The organism is Lutispora saccharofermentans (assembly GCF_024363565.1).
Taxonomy (GTDB): domain Bacteria; phylum Bacillota; class Clostridia; order Lutisporales; family Lutisporaceae; genus Lutispora; species Lutispora saccharofermentans.
This window is the reverse complement of record NZ_JAJEKE010000017.1, coordinates 61,938-84,620: the sequence shown is the minus strand read 5'-3', so window position 1 is coordinate 84,620 and position 22,683 is coordinate 61,938. Positions and strand designations below refer to the sequence as shown.

Below are 22,683 nucleotides of genomic sequence, written 5' to 3'. Positions count from 1 at the left end.
ATAACTCACATCATTTTCAATACTTTCTTTTCGATCCATAGAACTGAGAGATAAAGTATGGCTGCGACAATAGCAAGTATTAAAACGCTGGTCATGACTAAATCCATTTTAAATACTTGCCCTCCGTATATGATCAAGTGCCCTAAGCCTGCTTTGGACACGAGGAACTCTCCTACTATCACTCCCACAAGGGATAGTCCCACATTAATTTTTAGCGTAGAAATTATAGTCGGTATGCCTGCCGGAAAAACTACCTTGCGGAGTATTTGCCGCTTATTTGCACCAAAAGTTTTAAGAAGCTTTATTTTATCTTCGTCACAGCTGCTGAAGCCGGTAAAAACATTGATTATTGTTACAACTATGGATAGGAGCAATGCCATGACAACTATTGACTTTGTAGTACCCCCGATCCAAACTAATATGATGGGCCCAAGAGCAGTTTTAGGAAGAGCGTTTAATACAACCAGATACGGGTCCAGCACTTTTGCCAGAAAATCGGACCACCAAAGAGCTATGGCTACTAAGGTGCCAATTACGGTTCCCGATACAAAACCTATTATTGTCTCATATACTGTGATTCCGGTATGCATGAACAATGAGCCGTCTTTTGACATTATAACGATTGTTTTTATTATTCTGCTTGGCTGACTCATTATAAAGGGATCTATCCATTCCTTAGATGCTGCTGTTTCCCAAAGAGCAAACAATAATATAAGGATGATGAACCTTGAAAGCCCTATAGCCGAATTCTTTCTTTTGTTATTCATCAAAAATTTTTTGTGTTCCTCAGATACTGCTGAATATTTTGAATCATACATGCACATCCAGCTCCTTCCATATGGTATTGAAATAGAACCTGAATTCAGGAGCCTCTCGGCAGGTTATGGGAGTTTTATTGCTGCAGGTTAAACTGATTTCATGTATAGACTTTATCTCTGCGGGCCTTTTGCTGAGCACTATTATTCTATCGCTCATGCTTATGGCTTCGGCAAGATCATGGGTTACAAGTATTGCAGTTTTTCTTTCTTTTTTTAAGATCAGCCATACCTCTTCAGAAATTGCTATTCTTGTCTGATAATCTAAAGCAGAAAAGGGTTCATCCAATAAAAGTATATCCGGCTTGGTTGCAAGAGTTCTTATCAGGGCCGCTCTTTGTCTCATACCTCCTGATAGCTGCCTCGGATAATGGTTTCTAAATTCGTATAAGCCATATTCTTTTAACAGTTTTTCTATAGAGGCTTGCGTTTCTTTGTTTAATTTACCTTGTATCTCCAGCCCTATAGTAATATTTTTCGCAATCGTTCTCCATTCGAACAGATGATCTTTCTGAAGCATGTATCCTACACTGGCTGATGGGCCTTGAACTTCCTTGCCATTTACTAATATTTTACCGGCTGAGGGCCTGAGTATGCCAGAGATCAATGACAATAGAGTGGATTTTCCGCATCCGCTAGGCCCAACTATACTTACAAACTCTCCGTTTGAAATCTCCAGGTTAAGCTTTTGTATCGCGTTAGTTTCTCCGTCAAGGGTATGGTAGTTCATAGAAACATCAATAATCTCAACTACCTTTTCCATTTAACCACCCCTTTGAAAACATCTATCACTTCATAATATTCAAATAAGCTTTAAAAGTGATTAAATAATGATTCCGTGAAATATAACGAGGACAGCAAAATGTTTTATCATAATGCTATCCTCATAATCAGGAGGCCATATGGTATTGGGGTTTATTGGGACAAATCTCTTGTCCCAATAACATATTATTTATAGAAGCATTAAAATGTTACAGTTTATTTTATTTTTTTGACCGCTTCTTCAGCAAATTTGTCATTGAATAATGCATCATATTCTACTCTTTTATCAAGCTCGCCGGCAGTTACCATTACCTCCTGAAGCCTTTCAAAAGACTCAGGAATAGAAATAGGCTTGTCGTTCCAAGCATCTATTTCTTTGTATCTGTTTACAACTGTTGCGAGAATTTCATCGTCGGCATCCGGGAAGAAGGGCTTCAATTCTTTTGCGATGTCCTCTGCTTTATTATTTTGTACCCATAGCTGTCCTTTATATAGCGCATTGGTGAAACGCTGAATGATATCAGGATTTTTTTCTATATAGCTTTTTTTAGCAAAATATGCAGTATAGGAGATCAAGCCGCTGTCCTTGCCTATGGAAGCTACTATACTGCCTGCTTTTTCTTTTTCCAGCATTGAGGCCGTAGGCTCAAAAAGTGCGACATAATCACCTGTTCCGCCTTTAAAAGCGCCTGCAGTAGCCGTGAATTGGAGATTTGTGATAACATTTACATCCTTTCCGGGCACCACTCCGTTCTTTTTTAATACATATTCCAGGGTCATTTCAGGCACTCCGCCGGGTCTGCCTCCTATAATCGTCTTTCCTGCAGTCTTTTTCCAGTTGAAATTAGGATCCGGTTCTCTAGCTACTAAAAATGATCCGTCACATTTTGTTAGCTGAGCAAATATCACAGCATGATCTTCCTTACCCTGATTATAAACGTATATACACGACTCAGGTCCTGCAAAGCCAATATCGCACTGATCGGACAATAAGGCTGTCATAGTCTTATCAGCACCTTGACCTGTGGTTAAATCAATCTTTATTCCCTGTTCCTCAAAAAAACCTTTGCTTATTGCTACATATTGAGGTGTATAGAATATTGAGCGGACGACTTCATTGAGGCGGATAGTAGTCAATTCACTTTTGCTGCAGCCGCTGAACAGTGAAGCAATGATTGTAAGAATCATGATGAAACACAATAATTTACCGTAAATTTTCATGAAATCACCTCCAAGAATATATTTATCATTTACAGTTTATTCCCAGAATTTTTGATTGTGCTTGTTTATGAAATAAAGGACTTTAATGGGCTTTAAGAACAAAAATGCATATAATGTAAATAAGAGATTTAATAAAGTAATTCTTAGTGGAAAAAATATATTTAAGAAAAATTGTCATGATGGGAGTTGAGGCTATGATTACACCAAATATGCTGACAGCCATAAGGATTGGCTTAGTACCGCTCATGATTTACAGTTACTTATATGTTCCGAGAAACGGTGGAACAATAGCCTTTTCTATTTTTATTTTTTCTGCTATAACTGACATTATGGACGGATATATAGCAAGAAAATATAATATGATAACAAAGATAGGCACAGTTTTAGATCCTCTGGCAGATAAGCTGATGCTGATCTCTGTTCTAAGCATTTTCTCGTTGAATAATAAGATAAGCTTTTGGATTTTGGTTATAATGGCATTAAAAGAGCTGTTCATGATATTAGGGGCATATTTCCTTTTTTATAATAAGGAAGTGGTGATACCGGCTAATGTATATGGAAAGGTGTCCACAGCCATGTTTTATATATCCGGGTTTGCTATAATGCTTGACCTTTCGATAGGCACGCTTTTCATGAACATATTTGTCATTTTGAATCTCATATCCTTGTTTATATATTTTTATCGTTTTGTATCGATAAAAGGCACGATTTAGAAAAAAATTGTGAAGCATATTGACAAAGCTTTGAGTAAATGCTATAAATAAGATTATCCGATAGCTAAACGCTGATAATGTTTATCTAATATAAAAGCTGTGAAGAAGAGGAGTAGGCGATAATCACCTTTTAAGAGAAGGATATCCAAGGGTGAGAGGTATTCAAGGCATGGTTTCGCTGAAGGTAGCTTTGGAGCTCCTGTATCGAATCTCAGTAGATGCAGACGGGCCTGCCCGTTATAGTGAAGAGAGCCGGTGTTGGCCGGAATTAAGGTGGTACCGCGAATTTACCCTTCGTCCTTTTATTGGGATGGAGGGTTTTTTATTTTCACAGTGATATAAGAGTGCAGCACTGAACTAACATTCAGTGGAGTTGAAACCCCGCTGAATGAAGTCTCGTTCAATGTGAAGGGGCTTAGAGTTTGTTAGTTTTGACGCAACCCTATGCAAGCTTACAAAGTCTTAGTCTCGCAACTTTTGTAGTCGTTATCAGTCACTACAACAAGGATTCAATAAAGATGGAGGCGATTATAATGGAAGATGCAAAAAATCTTAACAAAGCTTATGATCCCAAGCAGGTTGAAGAAAAACTCTATAAAATGTGGACTGAGAATGGATATTTCACACCGGAGGTAGATTATAGCAAGGAGCCTTATACAATAGTAATTCCGCCACCAAATATTACAGGGCAGCTTCATATGGGCCATGCTCTTGACAATACAATTCAAGATATATTGATCAGGTGGAGAAGGATGCAAGGCTATTCAACCCTCTGGTTGCCGGGAACAGACCATGCCAGCATCGCAACAGAAGCTAAAATTGTTGATGCGCTTGCTAAAGAAGGCAAAACAAAATATGATCTGGGAAGAGAAGCTTTCTTGAAAAAAGCCTGGGACTGGAAGGCGGAATATGGCGGAAGAATCATAAATCAGCTGAAAAAGCTAGGTTGTTCCTGTGACTGGACCAGAGAGAGATTCACCCTGGACGAAGGCTGTTCTAAAGCAGTATCTAAGGTGTTTATGAGTCTTTATGAAAAAGGCTTGGTCTATAGAGGGGAAAGGATCATTAATTGGTGCCCCAGCTGCAAAACTTCAATATCAGATATCGAAACAATTTATGAAGATGAAAAGGGTCATTTCTGGCATATTAAATATCAGGTAAAAGATTCGGATGATTTTATTGAGATTGCAACAACCAGGCCGGAAACTATGCTGGGTGACACTGCAGTGGCTGTCCATCCGGAAGATGAAAGATATAAGCACCTGATAGGCAGGACTGTCATTCTTCCGCTTTTAAATAAGGAAATACCGGTCATTGCGGATGAATATGTGGATATGGAATTTGGTACCGGTGCTGTTAAGATTACTCCCGCACACGACCCCAATGACTTTGAGGTTGGATTGAGACACGGGCTTCCGATGCCCAAGGTAATGAATGATGATGGCACAATAAATGAATTGGGTGGAAAGTATTGCGGCTTGGACAGATATGCTGCGAGAAAGCAAATAGTCAGTGATTTAGAAGGATCGGGCCTCCTCGTTATTGTTAAAGATCACGATCATAGTGTAGGCCATTGCCAAAGATGCAATACTACAGTTGAGCCCATTCTCTCGAAACAGTGGTTTGTGAAGATGAAGCCCCTTGCAGAGCCGGCGATTGAGGTTGTTAAAAATGGTACCATAAAATTTGTGCCGGATAGATTTTCAAAGATCTACTTTAATTGGATGGAAAATATCCAGGATTGGTGCATTTCCAGGCAATTGTGGTGGGGGCATAGAATACCCGCATACTATTGCTCGGATTGCGGGGAAATAATGGTTACGCTGGATCCTCAGGAAAACTGTGGGAAATGCGGAGGGAAGCTAAAGCAGGATGAAGATACTTTAGATACTTGGTTTAGCTCAGCCTTGTGGCCTTTTTCTACATTAGGATGGCCTGATAACACTGAAGATTTGAAGTACTTCTATCCCACCAGTGTTTTGGTAACAGGATATGATATTATTTTCTTCTGGGTAGCCAGAATGATATTTTCCGCTATGGAAAATATGAAAGAAGAACCATTTAAATATGTATATATACACGGTATTGTTCGAGACTCAGAAGGAAGAAAAATGAGCAAATCCCTCGGCAATGGCATTGACCCTCTTGATGTCATAGAGAAGCATGGAGCCGATGCATTAAGATTTAATCTTATATCCGGAAATTCTCCGGGAAACGATATGAGATTTTTCTGGGAGAGGGTAGAGGCCTTCAGCAATTTTGCTAATAAGATATGGAATGCATCAAGATTTGTGTTAATGAACATAGATGATGATTTTGACTATGAGAATGTACTTCATTCATCTAAAGAAGCTCTTACTACAGCTGACTATTGGATTTTGAGCAAGTTAAACAAGCTAAAAAGAGAAGTAACAGAAAACATGGAAAAGTTTGAGCTAGGAATAGCTGCACAAAAAATTTATGATTTTATATGGTTTGAGTTTTGCGATTGGTATATAGAATTGGTAAAACCAAGACTGTATTCTGAAGATGCTGAGTCCAAAGCCATAGCTCAGGCTACTTTGGCCTATGTTTTGAGAGATGCTATAAAGCTTCTGCATCCTTTTATGCCGTTCATCACTGAGGAGATATATCTGCACTTGCCCCAAGTCTCCGATTCTATTGTGATAAGCCAATGGCCCCAATATGACGAGGCCTTTGATGCATCAGCAGAAGAGAGAAATATGGAAATAATAATGGAGGCCATAAAAGGAATAAGAAATATCAGGGCTGAGATGAATGTCGTGCCTTCAAGAAAATCAAAGACCATTATAATCTCGGACAGGGAAGAAGTAATCAATGCTATGAACGAAGGGACGTCCTATATTCAAAAATTAGCATACTCTTCAGAAGTGATATTAAAAACCACAAAAGAAAATATACCTGACGGAGCTGTTTCAATAATCATAGAAGGAGCAGAAATATTCCTTCCCTTGGAGGATTTGATCGATAAGGAAAGGGAGATAGAGAGACTTAGCAAGGAGAAGGAAAGGCTGGAGAAGGAGTTAGAAAGAGTAAAGGGAAAGCTCAGCAATGAGAAATTCCTCTCTAAAGCACCTGCAGCAGTTATTGAAGAGGAAAAGGATAAAGAGAAAAAGTATTCTGAGCTTATGGGAAAAGTGCTTGACAGGTTAAAAGGATTGGAATAAAGAGGTGCAATATTTATGGATTATAAAGATGCCATAGAATATATTGATATGAATCTAAAGGGTGGCTGCAATCCAGGCTTGAGCAGGATTGAGAGGTTGCTGGAATTATTGGGAAATCCTGAAAAGCAAATCAAAGCGGTGCATATTGCAGGTACTAACGGAAAAGGATCAGTTACCGCAATGTTATCAAGCATATTAAGGGAAGGGGGATATGAGGTAGGGACCTATATCTCACCTCACCTCCATAGCATTACGGAGAGGTATCTTATAAATGGCGTGAGCATGGAGGAGGATGTTTTTGCCTCTTATATTTCTATCATAAAGGATAATATTAATAAAATGGCACAATCAGGGGAAGAAATACCTTCTCAGTTTGAAGCTTTGACAGCCCTTGCATTTTTATATTTCAAAGATATGAATATAGATATTGGAGTGATTGAAGTCGGTCTGGGGGGAAGATATGATGCGACCAACGTATTGGATTCATTGATTTCAGTAATCACCTCCATAAGCTATGATCATATGAGTGTTTTGGGAGATACGATAGAAAAGATCGCCTTTGAAAAGGCGGGCATAATAAAAAAAGGTCAAAAAGTTATACTATACCCTCAGAGCTTTGTCGCATCTGAAAAGGTTATTGAAACGATATGCCGGAAGCAGGAGGCCATGCTGATAAAAATAGACCCTAAAGATGTCGTTCAAAGGGACTTTGGCATAAAGGGACAAATAATGGATTACTGCTTCGGTGATAAAAGCTATAGGGATATACAACTGCCTCTTTTGGGAGATCATCAATTATTAAATGCGGCTGTAGCTATCAGAGCAGCAGAAGAATTAGACAAATTAGGATATCATATAAACGAACAGCATATAAAGCAGGGCATAAAAAAGGTTAAATGGCCGGGGCGGCTCACTGTTATAGCTTCGGACCCGCAAATTGTTATAGATGGGGCTCATAACGAAGATGGAGTCAAGGCTTTGGCAGAAGCATTGAAAAAATATTTTTATAATAAAGATATCGTTATGGTTATAGGAATGCTGAGGGACAAAAACCATAGAGACAGTATAGGCATACTGGCGCCAATGGCTAAGAAGCTGATCGCTACCGAACCTATGAGCGATAGGGCTCTTAGTGCGCTTGATTTGGCTAGGGAAGCCGAAGAGTTCTGCCGGGAGGTTTATGCTGTGCCGTCTATAGCTCAGGCCATCAATAAAGCCATCGATGTTTCTGAGGATAATTCTATAGTTGTTATATGCGGTTCTCTTTATCTGATCGGAGAAGCTTTTGAAATGTTGAATAAGATTTTACTGCAATAACCTGTTGTCCTGACTGATAAAAGAGTGCATTGTGAAGGGACTTAGAGTTTGTTAGTTCTGATGCAACCCTATGCAAGCTTACAAAGTCTTAGTCCTGGAGCATAAGGTGAATTGCTCCACAGGAGCAAGAGAGGATGCCCTGGGGCATTCGCAATTGTTATCAGTTAGCACAACAGTCATTGCTTAATCAATAGGCCCATTATTTGATCATAGACTTGATAATATTTATTTTCCCAATTGCTGCATATCAATTTCGCCTGCTTTGCAGATACTACGTTAAGGCTGAGATCTATCAATACAATGTCTTTTTCGATAACTTTTAAATTTACTATGTATTCAGTATCACTTTTTTTGATAAAGTCAGAGCGGACTTGGGTTTCTAACCTTATTTTCTCTTTGTTCTTCGACACATAGGCTTTGATTTTTGATATTACAGCATCATCTATGCGGGAGAAAAACAGCTCTATAGTTTTCAAACCCATTTCTGTGTTCTGATAGGTTTCCCTATTTCCAAACTTTACAATCATTTTAGCTTCTTCCAGCTCCTGCAGGCATTGCTGCAGATCAAAATAATTAATAAGATTGTTTTCCAGCACAATGTCTGTAATCTGTGCCGTTGTTATCGGCAAATCAATTTCTCTCAAAATTAACAACACAATCAATTTATTAAGTGCAATTTCATTGCTATTACCATTCATGCTATCACCTCTGACCATCTTTACTTTATAATTATATCATATTAAAAAATAAAAATCAGACAAACAAATGTCTGATTTTTATTTTTGTTTACTGATTTGTCATCTGGCTTTGGGCCATAGAGATCATTCGTTTAACCATCTGGCCGCCTACCCTGCCGCAGTCTTTTGAAGAAAGATTGCCCCAGTAGTCCTCAGAGCCCTGATAAACAGGTAAATTCAATTCTGCTGCTATTTCATATTTCATATTATCTAAAGCTTTATGAGCATTTGGTACTTCTAATCCTTTATTATAATTTCCACTTCCTAGTGCCATTTTAAAGTCCTCCTCACATAAAAAATTTTTATTTCTGATAATAATTTACCCCGGTGAGAAAAATAAATACTAGAACTTATTGCTTTTATGTATAAATTCATTAATGGCAGCATATAATTAATAATTTAACCTGATTTTTCAATGGCAGCACAAGCTAATTTTTGGAATGTATGCAGAATATGTCGATTTGGAGGTTTTCATATGATATAATAATTGTAAAGCTTGAGTATGGAGGGCAAAAATGAAAAAAGTTACTATTATTTTTTATCTTATTTTATGTATAACCTTGATCGGCTGTACCAATCCGGGCGTTCCTGCCAGCAATACTCCGGACGAGTCAAAAGAAGGGCAAACAATAGATGAAAAACCTTCTCCGGATATTGAAATAGAAGAAATAGATTATGAAAAAATAAAGCCCAATGAAAACGGACAAGTTATGATATTGATGTATCATGGCATTGGAGAAGAAGAGTCAGAATGGGTACGAACTCCGGAAAACTTTAGAAAAGACCTTCAAACTCTTTATGATAATGGTTATAGGCTTATAAGTCTGAGAGATTTTGTAGACAATAAGATAAATGTGGAGGCAGGTTATACTCCTGTAGTTATAACTTTTGATGACGGATTATTGAATCAATTTAATCTGATAGAAGATAGTGAAGGAAACAAAATAGATCCGAATTGTGCAGTGGGATTGCTTGAAAGCTTCAACAAAGAACACCCTGATTTCGGCAAATCAGCAAGCTTTTTTGTATATTACCCCATCCCTTTCAGGCAAAAAGAACTTATTAAAGAAAAGTATGAGTTCCTTATAAATAATGGTTACGAAATCGGGAACCATGGCTATAATCATGAGAATCTAGGCAAGATCAGCATTGAAGAGGTCCAGAAATCTCTGGGGAAAAATGTTCAAAAAACTAAGGAAATACTTCCCGACTATGAGGTGCAGTCCCTGGCGCTTCCGTATGGAGCAGCACCTAAAGGCGAAAATTATAAATATGTTGTGTCGGGCAGCAGTGAAGGTTCAGCATATAACCATAAAGCAGTTTTGCTCGTCGGAAGCAATCCGGCCCCTTCGCCTGTCAGCATAAAGTTTAATCCTCAGAGACTGCCCAGAGTGAGAGGAAGTGAAATGCTGGTCGCCGGTACAGGAATATATGATTACATCAAGTATTTTGATAAAAACCCGGACAAGAGATACATAAGTGATGGAAATATTAATACAGTTACTATTCCTGAAAGCGAATCCAATAATATTGATAAAAACAGATTAGGAGACATGAAGCTTATCACCTATAATCCTTAATAAAAAAACCTGATGGAATCATCTCCATCAGGTTTTTCTGTCTCAGCTGTTAACTATTTAAGTCTCTCTTCATAGGATCTTATCATTCTTCTGACCATTTCGCCGCCGATCCTGCCTGCATCTCTTGCCGAAAGGTTTCCATTGTCTCCTGGCTTTAAATTAATCCCTAGTTGAGTAGCTACCTCTTCCTTGAATCTATTTCGAGCATTTTTTATATTATTGCCCATTATTTACACCTCCAAGATAATTTATTTTTATAGCAAGATTAATCTATTTAGTATTATTTTGATTATATTGCTATATAATAATCATGAAAATATTACCTTTTCGTGTAGTGTCAGTTCGATATATTGTTGCCTTACAACACCAGTCACTGTAACATAAGCAATAAAATTAACCGGAAAGATTAATTGATATCCTTCATAGTTGAAATATAGTTTTTTGCGAAATACTCAATTATTTCCCTTCTTCTGATTATCCCGATAAATATGTTATTATCGTCAATTACAGGGACAAAGTTTTGAGCACTTGCGAGGGTGAGCAGATCTTCCATATGAGCATTTATTCTTACTGCAATATTTTTTATTCGTTGAGGCACATCTTCCAGCAATACTTTGTCTGTGCTTTCAAATGTGAGCCCTTGGGTATTTTTGAGCTTCCATAACAAGTCCCCTTCGGTAATAGTGCCGACGTATTTGCCTTTATGATCTATTAAAGGAACAGCAGTGTATCCATGGTGCTGCATTTTTTCCAAAGCTTGTCTCATAGTATTTTTAGGGCTTAAATAGATAACATCCGATTTTGCTACTAGAAAAAAGGCTATATTCATTATATCACTCCAATCAATAAGACTTATAACACACAACAACTCTATTATAATTATATTTGCGCTTTTATACAACAATACAATATTTATTTGTTCAAACTTGGATATTGGACTTTAATTATGTCATATATTTAAGTGGGGCGTTAATTATGGAGAGCTTTATAATTTGATTTTTTATGATTAATAATTGGGGGTATTGATATGAAGTTATTTTTCATAAGCAGAAGACATCTAAAGATAGGTGCAGCAGTTGTAGCATTGACGCTTATATCTGCAATCTATACGGCAGGGTTCCAAAGAGGGCCTATCAGCGCCTTTATGAACAATGAAAGGATGATACCAATATATTGTGTGGATACGGAAGAAAAGAAGGTCGCCATAAGCTTTGATGCCGCCTGGGGATCGGATAAAACTGAAGATTTGCTGAAGATATTAAAAGAATACAATGTGAAGACTACTTTTTTCCTGGTCGCCTTCTGGGTTGATAAATATCCTGATATGGTAAAAAGAATAAGCGAAGAGGGGCATGAGATAGGTAATCATTCAGCAAGCCATCCGCAGATGTCACAACTAAGCGAAGAAAAAATCACGGAAGAGCTGACGAGCACATCGGAAAAAATAGAGGCAATAACCGGCAGCAAGGTGAACCTTTTTAGGCCCCCCTTTGGTGATTATAACAATAGACTTATGAGAGTCTCCAAAGACTTAGGCTATTATGTTATACAATGGGATGTTGATTCGTTGGATTATAAAGATTATGGTACCAATGCGATAGTCGACAGAGTGATATCGAAAGTAAAAAATGGGTCCATAGTGTTATTCCACAATAACGCAACATATATTAAGGAAGCACTGCCAATAATACTGGATAAGCTTCAAAAAATGGGCTATGAAGTTGTACCTATATCGCAACTGATATATAAGGATAATTATTATATTGATCATACAGGAAAGCAAATAAAGCTTAAGGAAAGTGTAAATCAATAAGGATGTATTAATATAATGTACAAAGGGCAAATATTTTGGGGAGTGGTAAGAATGAGCAAGAGTGATCTGAAAAAGACTGTAAAAAAGGCGATTATTTTAGCCGATGCATTAGAAAATGCAGTGAAAATATCTCATGCTATTGATGATTTGTCTGAAGGAATAGAAGAAATTGAGAAAAGCTTGCGTTTATCCAAGAAGAATTATTTCACCAAAGAATATTTAAGGATTGACAAAAATAAGAAGTGATATCATAAAAAATGAAAAACCAATGATGCCTGCTTTCTTAATGCTATAATTAAACTAATAAATACTAAGCCATGAGAAATACATAAAAATATATTATAAGTTAACCATATATATACTATGGATATGGGAGATGATAATATGTTTGGATACTTGGGACACCGGCTTGGAAATAAGGGAATGACGTCTGATTCAATTAAGATAGCTCCGGGTATGGTTTACATTGATTTGGATTCAAAAAGCAGGAGAGGCATTTATAATGCAAGCAAGAAGGGAGCTTCACTTATAATATCAAACAAGAATGTTTCGGATCCATCCATACCGATTGTTCAAGTAAAAGATATCGAGGAGACATACCTTACTCTATTGAATCTCTTATATGAAAGACCTATTGATAAGGTGAGTATTGTCGGGGTTTATGGAGGCAGCAAAGGCCAGCTTGTGGTGAGGCTTTTGGATGAAATTTTTGCAAATCATTTTTCAAAGTCTAGTGAAAGAAAAGAATTAAAGGATTTTGCTTATGCTTTAATATCAGAAAAATTCAATTCAATAGCTGAAAATTTTTTTTATTATGTGCTTTTATGTCTTTCAAACAATATGACTACAATACCCTTTAGCTACAGTGATGAATTAAACAGGTTTCAGTCTCTGTTAAGACCTAGATATGATTGCTATATATTGATAGATGAAAGCCCTGTAAAAAACAAGGGAATGTATTGCTTTACCCCCGGCAAACCCTTGTTTATAAACATTGATGACCTGCATATTTTAAAAGCCATCGATGGGGAGATTGAAAATATAGTTATTACATATGGATTGAATAAAAAAGCGGCTGTTACTGCTACCAGCATTGAGTATGGTGAAATTACAAAGTTTAATTACTGTCTGCAAAGAACATTTTATAGTAAATCCGGCTCGATTATTGAGCCATTTGAAGTGCCAATTTCTATAAAAGGTTTGGGCATCGGCAAAGTATATTCGGCGTTATCTGCAATAAGCTGCGCTTTATACTATGATATAGATATGGAATGCGTTAAAGAAACCTTATATCAATTTGATGATAAAGGCAGAGATTTTTCCATAATCAAATATGATAACTTCATCCTTATTGACAGCTATTGCTTGACTGAGAGGGATTATAGAGAAGCATTTGAAATGCTTCAAATGTTGGATTACAGAAGCTTATATGTAATTATTCCGGATTTCTCATCATATCGTAAAGAATTTAATCAGCTTTTAGTAGATTTGATTAATGAATGGAACCTGAGTCTGGATATTAAAGAATTATACATTTTATGCGGAGAGAAGCAAGAGGTACAGGATAAAAATCCTGGAATATTTAAGAATGTGAAGGTCAGATATTTTGATCAATTGTCAAAAGCTATAGGATGTTCTATAAAATATTTATCTGATAAAGACATCCTTTTAATACTTGGAGGTGATGAAATGAATTCATCTCAAAGCATCATTGAATTGATGTCAGCAAAATAAATATTTTATGTAATAAGAAATATATTCATAATATTTTAGGTGTGTGAATAATAATAGTGTAGATTATATTCGAAGAACACAAGAGCAAGGAAGGAGTGGGGGCTAAAATGGTTGATAAAGTTATATCCAATAATGTTGTTACAATTGTCGGAATTGTGAAAGAGAAACCGACATACAGCCATGAAATGTTTGGTGAGGATTTTTACAGTGTAAATTTGATTGTACCTAGACTCAGTGATGTATCAGATGAATTGCCGGTTACGATATCTGAAAGGCTGATAATAGGTATGAATATCGAACAAGGCATCCAAATTATAGTAGAGGGTCAGCTTAGGTCTTATAATAAGTTTATTGATGGAAACAATAAATTGATATTAACAATATTTGCGAGGAGCATAAGCTTATCAGATGAGGAGATAAAAAATCCGAATCAGATTTTCCTTGACGGTTACATATGTAAAAAACCTATCTATAGAACTACCCCATTTGGAAGGGAAATAACTGATATGCTTATAGCAGTAAACCGTCCTTATAACAAATCCGATTATATTCCAAGCATAGCATGGGGCAGAAATGCAAGATACTCAGAGAAGCTTCAAGTCGGCGACAGGATAAGAGTATGGGGAAGGATACAAAGCAGAGAGTATCAAAAGAAGATTGCCGAAGAGGAAGTGGTGACAAGGACAGCCTATGAAGTGTCAATTTCTAAAATGGAGATAGTGGATAAAAATACCTCTGAGATTAAATATTCTGATTCTGACACAAATTGCGACGAAATTGATGAATAGTTAAAAGGAACTTCAAGTTCCTTTTTTATAATGCATAGGAAAGTATAAATTTCCTTAATCTACACTTTCTGTTAAATGCGTTTCAAAAAAGGCTTCCTTAATAAATAATGCTTCTTCAGAAGCCTTTTTTACATTTATAGGGAATTATTTGACCATGCTTGTCTTGCTTTATGCAAAGATTGCATTTAGCTATTGTTGCTGCTATAAAATGTATATATAATGATATGTAAGATAGCAATAATATGTATAGATTTGGGGGTACATAAATGAATTATATAGATAGACTATACAGCAGTAAGTTTAAATATCTGATAATGATGGTGTTTATACTTTTAGGAGGAGCTATAAGCGGCATCTCATTCAATGCTTTTATAATGCCGCACAAATTATTGAGCGGCGGAGTAAGTGGTATAGCGTTAATAATAAATTATTTAACCGGTATAAGCCCGGGATTGCTTATATTTGTTATTAATATACCTGTATTTCTTCTTGGATATAAATTTGTTGACAAGGAATTTATCATACTCAGCCTAATTGGAATGTCTTCATTATCATTTTTTATAGATGCATTCAGCTTTCTAAGAGGTATGCATATTATCGATGATATAATGCTGTCCAGCATATATGGAGGAATACTGAATGGAATTGGCATGGGTATCGTATTTAGGAACAGGGCTTCCCAGGGAGGAATAGACATAATAGCCGTAATAATAAAAAAATATATGTCCATAAATATCGGAAGCACTTCTCTAACCATTAACTTTATTATAGTGACCATAGCTTCTTTTATATATGGGCTAAAGCCGGCGCTGTATACACTCATAACTATGTATATAGCTTCTCAGGTTCTTGATAAAGTGCAGCAGGGTTTTGATATAAGGAAACAAGTTATGATTATTTCTGATAAGGAAGATGAGGTTGTCAAAGAAATAATAAAGAGGCTTCATAGGGGTGTGACTTACTTGGATGGAGAAGGGGCCTTTACAGGAAACAAGAAGAGAGTGATATATTGTATTGTTACACTCAATCAGCTTGCAAAGCTGAAACAAATAGTAAGAGAAATCGATTCAAAAGCTTTTATGGCGGTCAGCAATACTGCAGAAGTATTAGGAAGAGGATTCAGTAAAAGGGGAGTCTAAAAAAACGGCGTTTACGCGAGGGCACTGAAAAACTATTACTTTTTAGTACCTTAAATTAACCAAAAATATAAAAATCCACTATATTCCATAAACACTAATGGATATAGTGGATTTTATCACTTTATTTAAGAAAAAGGTATGGTGTTTTACCCTAATAATGTTATTATTCGTTTCATATTGACTGCAAATATTGTAACTGCGCCCTGCAACTCCATGCCTACTAGACCTGACGATGATGCAACATCATAGCCATGCCTGTGCTTGAGTTCGCTGTTCTTTGCCTCAATTTTATAACGTTCCTTAGATTTTTCTTTAAAATACTCACTTTCTTGAAAGTCTATATGCTCTTGGTGAGTATTTGTTTTGATTGATACCGAATAGGATTTTGTCTTTGCATCGTCTTTATAGCACCCTTCTTTATATGGGCAGTGCTTGCATTTCTCAACATCAAAAAAATATGATTCTACAGTTCCCTGTCCATCTTTTGCATGCTTTTTAGGTCTTGTACTTGTTTTTTTGATACTCATATGACCTGCCTTGCAGACGTACATATCAGCATCTTTATTATATTCAAAATCATGAGATTCACGTTTGTTCCCATGGCTAACTGTTTTGCTTAATTTAGCTATAAGATTAATATTTTCTTTTTTTGCATACTCTAAATTTTCTTTCTCTGAATATGCAGCATCACCAATAATATTTTCAACTTCTATCCCTGCTGCCTCGCTCTTTTCTACTAATTCTTGCAATTGCTTACCATCATGCTTTTCTCCAGATGTAACAGTTGCAGCTGTGATAATTCTCTCCTCAGTCATAGCAATATGTGTCTTGTAGCCGAAGAAGGATGTATCATAGGTTTTGTGACCAATCTTTGCATCTTCATCCTTTGAAAGTGCAAGCTTTTCTAAGTCGTCTTCAATGGTTTCTTCAAGTATATTAATTTTTTCTTTTACATCAGGATAATTTGATAAAACTTCATCTGCTCTTACTGCTTTGATCAATTTCTTGCAGTATTCTATTTCATCTTCAAGAACGCCATTATTTACTTTAGCAGGCATGATACTTTTAAGACTTTCATCAATTCTGTAAACTGCTTTACGTAGGTTCTTGGAATAATCCAAAAGAACTTCCCTCGGAGTCTTTTGATTATATCTAGCCTTAGTATGTGTAGAATCAACAATTATGGATTTACTTTTAATTATCCCATTTTCAATGGCAATTCCCACAGTTTTTTCAATCAGCAAATCCAACAAATTAACATCCTGCAAACGTAGTTTTCTGAATTTTGTAAGGGAGCTGGGTTCTATTACAGGATCTTCTGGTGCCATATCTAAAAAATATTTAAATGACATATCATATTTTGAGCGTTCAACAATATCTACATCTGAAAGATCATAAATTGCCTTTAGCATAAGGTATTTGAACATTCTTATTGGACTTATTGCAGCTCGTCCATTATCTAAACAATATTTGCTTTCAAGTTCCTCGTATACGAAACTAAAGTCTACAAGTTCATTGATTTTACGTAAAATATTGTCCTTTGGAACTACCATATCGTATAGAGCCATATATGGACTTAATATCATTGCTTGTTGATTCTGAATCATAGTATCACCGCCTGTTTTCATACTACTATTATATCAAAAAGAGCCTGAGATTGCAGTAAATTACTGCTTTTTCAAGCTCTTAATGACTAACTTACTCAAGGGACTTTTTCAGTGCCCTCGTTTACGCCGTTTTTTTTTATAGATTATATTCTCGTGCAACTGCTTCTATGGCTTTTTGCTGATCTTCAGGATTTATTACATATGATATTTTTATCTCTGAAGTAGTAATAATATGCACTGATATATCATTTTCAGCCAGAATATTAAACATTTTTGAAGCTACACCTGATTGGCTTTTCATGCCTATGCCTATCACTGTAAGTTTGGATATATTATCAAATGTATCATAGCTGAAAGTAAATATTTTTTCTTTATATTGTTCAAGAATATTAATCGCTTGCGGCAGATCTATTTTCGGAAGCGTAAATGAAATGCTGACAAGCTTGTTGATTGGAGTTGTCTGGCTTATCATATCTATATTTATATCTAATTCCGCTATCTTGGCAAAAATATCTGCAATAATTTTTATATCATGCGGTACTCCGTTTAAAGTGATCATTGATTCGCTATTGTCTACAGCAAGACCTGTAATTGCTGTTTTCTCCATCGTTTCATCCAACTCCTTAATTATTGTTCCTTTAATATCTCCTGTATTTAAAGCTACTGTCAGAGGTACATTGTATATCTCAGCCAGCTCGATAGAGCGGGTGTGTAATACTCCGGCACCAGAGCTGGCCAGCTCCAACATCTCATCATAACTTATGGATTCCAGTTTTCGCGCTGAAGGGTATAATCTTGGATCTACGGTATATACGCCATCCACATCAGTATATATTTCGCAGGGGCATTCAAGCTTAGCCGCGATTGCCACAGCAGTCGTGTCAGAACCGCCTCTTCCCAAGGTAGTTATTTCATTTTTTTCATTTACTCCTTGAAAACCGGCTACTATTACTACCTTCCCTCTGTTGATTTCACTTAGAATAACCTCTTTATCAATTTCAGATATTCTGGATTTCGTATGGTATCCTTCTGTTTTTATCCCTAATTGAGGCCCCGTGTAGGATACCGCCGCAATTCCAATATCATTAAGTGCAATAGAGAGGAGTGATATGGAGACCTGTTCTCCAGTCGACATAAGAACATCCATTTCTCTCTTTTTGGGTTTGCTGCTGACTTGATGTGCCATATCTATGAGATAATCTGTGGTTTTTCCCATTGCCGATACCACTACTACCAAATCAAATCCCTTTTTCCTGCATTCGCTGATCCTTTTGGCTACATTTCTTATCTTTTCAATGCTTTCTATTGAACTGCCACCGTATTTTTGTACTATTATCGGCATTTATATCACAACCTACTTCCTTAAATCATCTAGCAGTTTATTTTTATCTTTATCCAAATCTTCAATATCTTTTATTATTCTGGCAGGAATCCCGGCAACAACCTTGCCTGCCGGTACATCCTTTGTAACAATGGAACCAGCGGCGACCACGGCGCCTTTTCCTACATTTATCCCTTCGAGGACTACAGCATTTGCACCTATCATAACATTATCTTCAATTACAACAGGTTTAGCACTGGGCGGTTCCAAAACTCCGGCCAATACGGCACCGGCTCCGATATGACAGTTATTGCCGACGGATGCTCTTGCTCCAAGCACGGCGTTCATATCTATCATAGTCTCGCTTCCTATTTCTGCTCCAATGTTTATAATTGCCCCCATCATTATTACTGCATTATTGCCGATAGATACCCTGTCTCTTATTATTGCTCCTGGCTCTATTCTGGCATTTATCTTTCTGGTATCTAAAAGGGGTATTGCTGAGTTGCGCCTGTCATACTCAACAAGATACTTTTTAATCATATTTGAATGTTTCTCGATGAAACTCTCTAATTCCTCGTTTTCTCCGAAGAGTATCCAGAAACTGCCGGAGCCGAAGTGCTCTATACCCCCAAAATCAGCATTCTCTAATGAGCCGTCTATATAAGCTTTAACAGGGGTGCTTTTTTTTGAGTTTTTTATAAACTCAGCAATTTTATATGGGTTTGTCAAATCTATATCGTTCATCATGAGCACATCTCCTTAATCAAATCTTTCATGTTATAATATCCTGGCTTTTTAGCTGCGATAAATTCAACGGCTTTGACAGCACCTTCCGCAAAAATCTTCCTGGAGAGTGCGGTATGCTTTATCTCGATTATCTCGTCCTTGCCTGCAAAAACTATTAAATGCTCTCCCGGAATGGTTCCCCCCCTGAGGGAATATATGCCCATTTCATTATGTTTCCTGGCTCCTTTTCCATATCGATCATATATGAATTCCAAGCCATTGTTCATGGTAGAGTTGATTTCCTTAGCTATCATTAGGGCTGTTCCGCTGGGTGCATCTTTTTTCTCATTATGGTGTTTTTCGATTATTTCAATGTCGAATTCTCCTTTTAAAGCCTTAGCAGCATTTTTACATAATTCAATTGTTACATTAACTCCATAAGACATATTAGCAGATTGAAACAATGCTATTTTTTCGGATGCTTGTCTTAAAACTTCGTGTTGAGATTGGGATAAGCCCGTAGTTGCTACTACTAAGGCTATCCCATTATCAACACAGTATTGAGTGACTTTATTGATGCCGTCGGCGTGGGAAAAGTCTAAAAGCAAATCTGCTTTTTCCTTTACCGCATCAATATCGTTGTAAGTCTTATAATAATTACTAAATTTGTCCGGATTAGTATCTATACCGGCTGTAATATGGATGTTTGGATTATCTGCCAGCATATCTGATATTACCTGGCCCATTTTACCGTTACAGCCGTTTAACAATATGTTTATCAAAACCTAACCTCCTTATATGAGACCATATGATGAAAGTTCTTTTTTTAGATAATCCAGATTCTTATCTGTCATGGAAGTCAGGGGAAGCCGCAATTCTCCGACCTCACGCCCTATAAGATTCATAGCGGTTTTTATTGGTATAGGATTGACCTCGCAAAACAAAGCATCATTTAATGGTTTGATCTTCAATTGAAGTTCCATCGCTTGCTTTACATTGCCTTCAAGATAATTTATTACCATATCATGCATTTCTCTCGGCGCTATGTTAGCCACAACAGATATAACCCCTATTCCGCCAACAGAAAGCAGTGGAACTACCTGGTCATCATTGCCTGAATACATTGCAAAGCTTTCACTGCAAAATCTGCCGATTTCTACGACCTGGCTTATGTTTCCGCTGGCTTCCTTAACTCCTGCTATGTTCTTATGAGCAGACAGTTTCCTTAAAGTATCGGGCAGAATATTAAGTCCGGTCCTTCCGGGAACATTGTATATTATTATAGGGATATTCACTGCGTCAGCTATTGCAGTATAATGCTCCACTAAGCCTTTTTGAGTCGTTTTGTTATAGTAGGGAGTCACACATAAAAGGCCGTCACATCCAACGCTTTCTGCATATTGAGAGAGCTCTATGCTGTGATGTGTAGAATTGCTGCCGGTACCTGCAATAACAGGTATTCTGTTTGCTACTTTCTTTACAGTATAGCTGAATGCAGCCTTTTTTTCCTCATCCGTCATCGTTGACGCTTCACCGGTAGTACCGCATATAATGATTGCATCAGTACCGTTGCTTATATGCCATTCCAGCAATTCACCCAGTTTATCAAAATTAATTCCATCTTTTGTGAAAGGAGTTACAATAGCAACTCCAGAACCTTTAAATAACAACATCTCGGAACCTCCTGATTATTATTTTTTTATAATGCATAGGAAAGTATAAATTTCCTTAATCTACACTTTCTATTAAATGCATTTCAAGAAAGGCTTCCTTGATCGTTAAAATGCTTCCAATGGAAGCCTTTCTTATTTATAGTCAACTTAAATGTTCTTTATTAGTGATTCTGCGATCTGGACCGCATTTGTGGCTGCACCTTTTCTGATGTTGTCAGAAACAATCCATATATTTATGCCGCAATCCACGGATTCATCTCTTCTGATCCTTCCAACAAATACCTCATCATTGCCGTTTGCCAGAGAAGCAAGGGGATACAAATTTTTTTCAGGGTCATCAACTAAAATTATGCCGGGGGAGTCCTTTAAAGTATTTCTTAACTCTTCCAAATCAAAGTCATTATAAAATTCTACATTTACGGACTCTGAGTGGCAGTTTGATACAGGCACCCTGACTGTTGTGGCAGTTATTCTTAAATTGTAGTCATCAAATATTTTTTTCGTTTCTTCGATCATTTTCATTTCTTCTTTTGTATAGCCATTTTCTCCAAAAACATCTATATGGGGCAAGCAATTGTTTGCTATTGGATGCGGATAAAAAGAATTTGGTTTATTGGCCAAACCGTTTTTCAAATCATCGACGCCTTTTACACCGGAGCCCGACACCGCTTGGTAAGTGGAATATACTATGCGCTTTATTTTATATTTATCATGCAGCGGTTTTAATGCAACAACAGCCTGAATTGTAGAGCAATTCGGATTGGCAATAATCCCTTTATGCTTCATAATTTCAGATTCATTCACTTCAGGGACAACAAGAGGTACATCCTTATCCATCCTAAAGGCACTGCTGTTGTCAATAACTACTACTCCCTTGGATGCAGCAATGGGTGCATACTTGGTACTGGTTGAACCGCCGGCTGAGAACAATGCTATATCCATATCTCTATCAAAAGAGGCATTGTTTAATTCCTCAACAATATAGCTTTTCCCTTTAAACTCCATCGAAGTTCCTGCAGATTTAGCTGAGGAGAATAGATACAAATTGTTTATCGGAAAATTTCTCTCTTCAAGAACTTTTAAGATTGTTCTGCCAACCATACCCGTGGCTCCTACGACTGCGATGTTATAATTTTTCATTAAATAACCTCCCATAGTACAATTCAATTAATTATATGATATTTATAATATATTTACTATTATATAAATAAAAAAGTCAGCTTGAAAGCTGACATGAAAAATGCAAAAAAATACATAATAAAATGTATAATAACATCATTCATGGATAGCTCTCCATCTATAAGATGACAGTCCATACATTCTTAATGCATGGACCAGGCTAGAAAAACAGTGTCTTTTTCTACCTTCGGCGCTCTTACCTTTCAACAACACTCATCGGACGACACTGCCTTGTGCTGTTTATTAATTAAAAGCGCACCTCTATCTCGTGAACTAAAGCTTATGATTAATTTTTATTATATTACCACGTATAAATTCACATGTCAACATTATATGCTTCTATTCATATTAATTCTTATGGTCAATT

General features: G+C 36.7%; 22 protein-coding genes, 1 riboswitch and 1 other annotated feature. Of the genes, 9 read left to right on the top strand and 13 right to left on the bottom strand.

From position 1 onward, the window contains the following. Nucleotides 1–5 precede the first annotated feature (5 nt). From LJD61_RS16220 to LJD61_RS16210, 3 genes are all read right to left on the bottom strand, one after another. A complete protein-coding gene (locus LJD61_RS16220; protein WP_255228586.1) occupies nt 6–818 on the bottom strand; it encodes an ABC transporter permease in 813 nt (270 codons plus the stop codon). Further along, nucleotides 811–1,578: an ABC transporter ATP-binding protein gene (locus LJD61_RS16215; RefSeq protein ID WP_255228585.1), complete on the bottom strand. Its 768-nt coding sequence runs from the start codon at nt 1,576–1,578 to the stop codon at nt 811–813. The genes LJD61_RS16220 and LJD61_RS16215 overlap by 8 nt, the downstream gene beginning before the upstream one ends. Nucleotides 1,579–1,793: 215 nt before the next feature. Beyond that, the gene (locus tag LJD61_RS16210; RefSeq protein WP_255228584.1) at nt 1,794–2,798 is read right to left on the bottom strand and encodes an ABC transporter substrate-binding protein; all 1,005 of its coding nucleotides are present in this window, start codon (nt 2,796–2,798) and stop codon (nt 1,794–1,796) included. Between the two features lie 194 nt (nt 2,799–2,992). On the opposite strand from LJD61_RS16210, the gene LJD61_RS16205 reads away from it, so the two are divergent. The 3 genes from LJD61_RS16205 to LJD61_RS16195 all read left to right on the top strand — a co-directional run bounded on the left by LJD61_RS16205 (nt 2,993) and on the right by LJD61_RS16195 (nt 8,016). After that, the gene (locus LJD61_RS16205) at nt 2,993–3,511 is read left to right on the top strand and encodes a CDP-alcohol phosphatidyltransferase family protein (RefSeq protein ID WP_255228583.1); all 519 of its coding nucleotides are present in this window, start codon (nt 2,993–2,995) and stop codon (nt 3,509–3,511) included. A gap of 90 nt (nt 3,512–3,601) precedes the next feature. Next, nucleotides 3,602–3,816: a binding site (T-box leader), on the top strand. A gap of 228 nt (nt 3,817–4,044) precedes the next feature. Then, complete coding sequence (locus LJD61_RS16200; RefSeq protein WP_255228582.1) at nt 4,045–6,699, top strand: valine--tRNA ligase; 2,655 nt, start codon at nt 4,045–4,047, stop codon at nt 6,697–6,699. A gap of 15 nt (nt 6,700–6,714) precedes the next feature. Then, nucleotides 6,715–8,016: a bifunctional folylpolyglutamate synthase/dihydrofolate synthase gene (locus tag LJD61_RS16195; RefSeq protein WP_255228581.1), complete on the top strand. Its 1,302-nt coding sequence runs from the start codon at nt 6,715–6,717 to the stop codon at nt 8,014–8,016. Nucleotides 8,017–8,192: 176 nt separating this feature from the next. Here the strand turns inward: LJD61_RS16195 and LJD61_RS16190 are convergent, their stop codons facing one another. Then, nucleotides 8,193–8,714, bottom strand: coding sequence for a DUF4364 family protein (locus tag LJD61_RS16190; protein ID WP_255228580.1), 522 nt, complete (start codon nt 8,712–8,714; stop codon nt 8,193–8,195). Between the two features lie 88 nt (nt 8,715–8,802). Beyond that, nucleotides 8,803–9,027, bottom strand: coding sequence for an alpha/beta-type small acid-soluble spore protein (locus tag LJD61_RS16185; RefSeq protein ID WP_255228579.1), 225 nt, complete (start codon nt 9,025–9,027; stop codon nt 8,803–8,805). A 241-nt stretch (nt 9,028–9,268) separates the two neighbouring features. Here LJD61_RS16185 and LJD61_RS16180 point away from each other — a divergent pair, with 241 nt between their 5' ends. Further along, nucleotides 9,269–10,333 (top strand): polysaccharide deacetylase family protein, encoded by a 1,065-nt coding sequence (locus LJD61_RS16180; RefSeq protein WP_255228578.1) that lies wholly within the window; start codon nt 9,269–9,271, stop codon nt 10,331–10,333. 53 nt (nt 10,334–10,386) lie between these two features. On the opposite strand, the gene LJD61_RS16175 is transcribed toward LJD61_RS16180, so the two are convergent. Both LJD61_RS16175 and LJD61_RS16170 read right to left on the bottom strand, forming a co-directional pair. Further along, entirely contained in the window at nt 10,387–10,560 is a 174-nt protein-coding gene (locus LJD61_RS16175) for an alpha/beta-type small acid-soluble spore protein (RefSeq protein WP_255228577.1), read from the bottom strand. A 179-nt stretch (nt 10,561–10,739) separates the two neighbouring features. Then, nucleotides 10,740–11,162: a CBS domain-containing protein gene (locus tag LJD61_RS16170; protein ID WP_255228576.1), complete on the bottom strand. Its 423-nt coding sequence runs from the start codon at nt 11,160–11,162 to the stop codon at nt 10,740–10,742. Between the two features lie 198 nt (nt 11,163–11,360). Here LJD61_RS16170 and pdaB point away from each other — a divergent pair, with 198 nt between their 5' ends. The 5 genes from pdaB (at nt 11,361) to LJD61_RS16145 (ending at nt 15,807) form a co-directional block, all read left to right on the top strand. Then, nucleotides 11,361–12,146: a polysaccharide deacetylase family sporulation protein PdaB gene (gene pdaB / locus LJD61_RS16165; protein ID WP_255228575.1), complete on the top strand. Its 786-nt coding sequence runs from the start codon at nt 11,361–11,363 to the stop codon at nt 12,144–12,146. A gap of 51 nt (nt 12,147–12,197) precedes the next feature. After that, complete coding sequence (locus LJD61_RS16160) at nt 12,198–12,392, top strand: hypothetical protein (protein WP_255228574.1); 195 nt, start codon at nt 12,198–12,200, stop codon at nt 12,390–12,392. Nucleotides 12,393–12,530: 138 nt separating this feature from the next. Continuing rightward, a complete protein-coding gene (locus LJD61_RS16155; protein ID WP_255228573.1) occupies nt 12,531–13,880 on the top strand; it encodes a UDP-N-acetylmuramoyl-tripeptide--D-alanyl-D-alanine ligase in 1,350 nt (449 codons plus the stop codon). 107 nt (nt 13,881–13,987) lie between these two features. Continuing rightward, nucleotides 13,988–14,668, top strand: coding sequence for a single-stranded DNA-binding protein (locus LJD61_RS16150; protein ID WP_255228572.1), 681 nt, complete (start codon nt 13,988–13,990; stop codon nt 14,666–14,668). A 266-nt stretch (nt 14,669–14,934) separates the two neighbouring features. Then, the gene (locus tag LJD61_RS16145) at nt 14,935–15,807 is read left to right on the top strand and encodes a YitT family protein (protein WP_255228571.1); all 873 of its coding nucleotides are present in this window, start codon (nt 14,935–14,937) and stop codon (nt 15,805–15,807) included. A gap of 146 nt (nt 15,808–15,953) precedes the next feature. On the opposite strand, the gene LJD61_RS16140 is transcribed toward LJD61_RS16145, so the two are convergent. The 6 genes from LJD61_RS16140 to LJD61_RS16115 form a co-directional block, all read right to left on the bottom strand. Beyond that, nucleotides 15,954–17,414, bottom strand: coding sequence for an IS1182 family transposase (locus tag LJD61_RS16140; protein ID WP_255228570.1), 1,461 nt, complete (start codon nt 17,412–17,414; stop codon nt 15,954–15,956). 136 nt (nt 17,415–17,550) lie between these two features. Continuing rightward, nucleotides 17,551–18,756, bottom strand: coding sequence for an aspartate kinase (locus LJD61_RS16135; RefSeq protein ID WP_255228569.1), 1,206 nt, complete (start codon nt 18,754–18,756; stop codon nt 17,551–17,553). A gap of 12 nt (nt 18,757–18,768) precedes the next feature. Then, a complete protein-coding gene (gene dapD / locus LJD61_RS16130) occupies nt 18,769–19,482 on the bottom strand; it encodes a 2,3,4,5-tetrahydropyridine-2,6-dicarboxylate N-acetyltransferase (RefSeq protein WP_255228607.1) in 714 nt (237 codons plus the stop codon). Then, complete coding sequence (gene dapB / locus LJD61_RS16125; RefSeq protein ID WP_255228568.1) at nt 19,482–20,246, bottom strand: 4-hydroxy-tetrahydrodipicolinate reductase; 765 nt, start codon at nt 20,244–20,246, stop codon at nt 19,482–19,484. The genes dapD and dapB overlap by 1 nt, the downstream gene beginning before the upstream one ends. A 12-nt stretch (nt 20,247–20,258) precedes the next feature. Next, nucleotides 20,259–21,137 (bottom strand): 4-hydroxy-tetrahydrodipicolinate synthase, encoded by an 879-nt coding sequence (gene dapA / locus LJD61_RS16120; protein ID WP_255228567.1) that lies wholly within the window; start codon nt 21,135–21,137, stop codon nt 20,259–20,261. Nucleotides 21,138–21,284: 147 nt separating this feature from the next. Continuing rightward, entirely contained in the window at nt 21,285–22,277 is a 993-nt protein-coding gene (locus LJD61_RS16115; RefSeq protein WP_255228566.1) for an aspartate-semialdehyde dehydrogenase, read from the bottom strand. A gap of 138 nt (nt 22,278–22,415) precedes the next feature. After that, nucleotides 22,416–22,588, bottom strand: a riboswitch (Lysine riboswitch). Nucleotides 22,589–22,683: the final 95 nt, after the last annotated feature.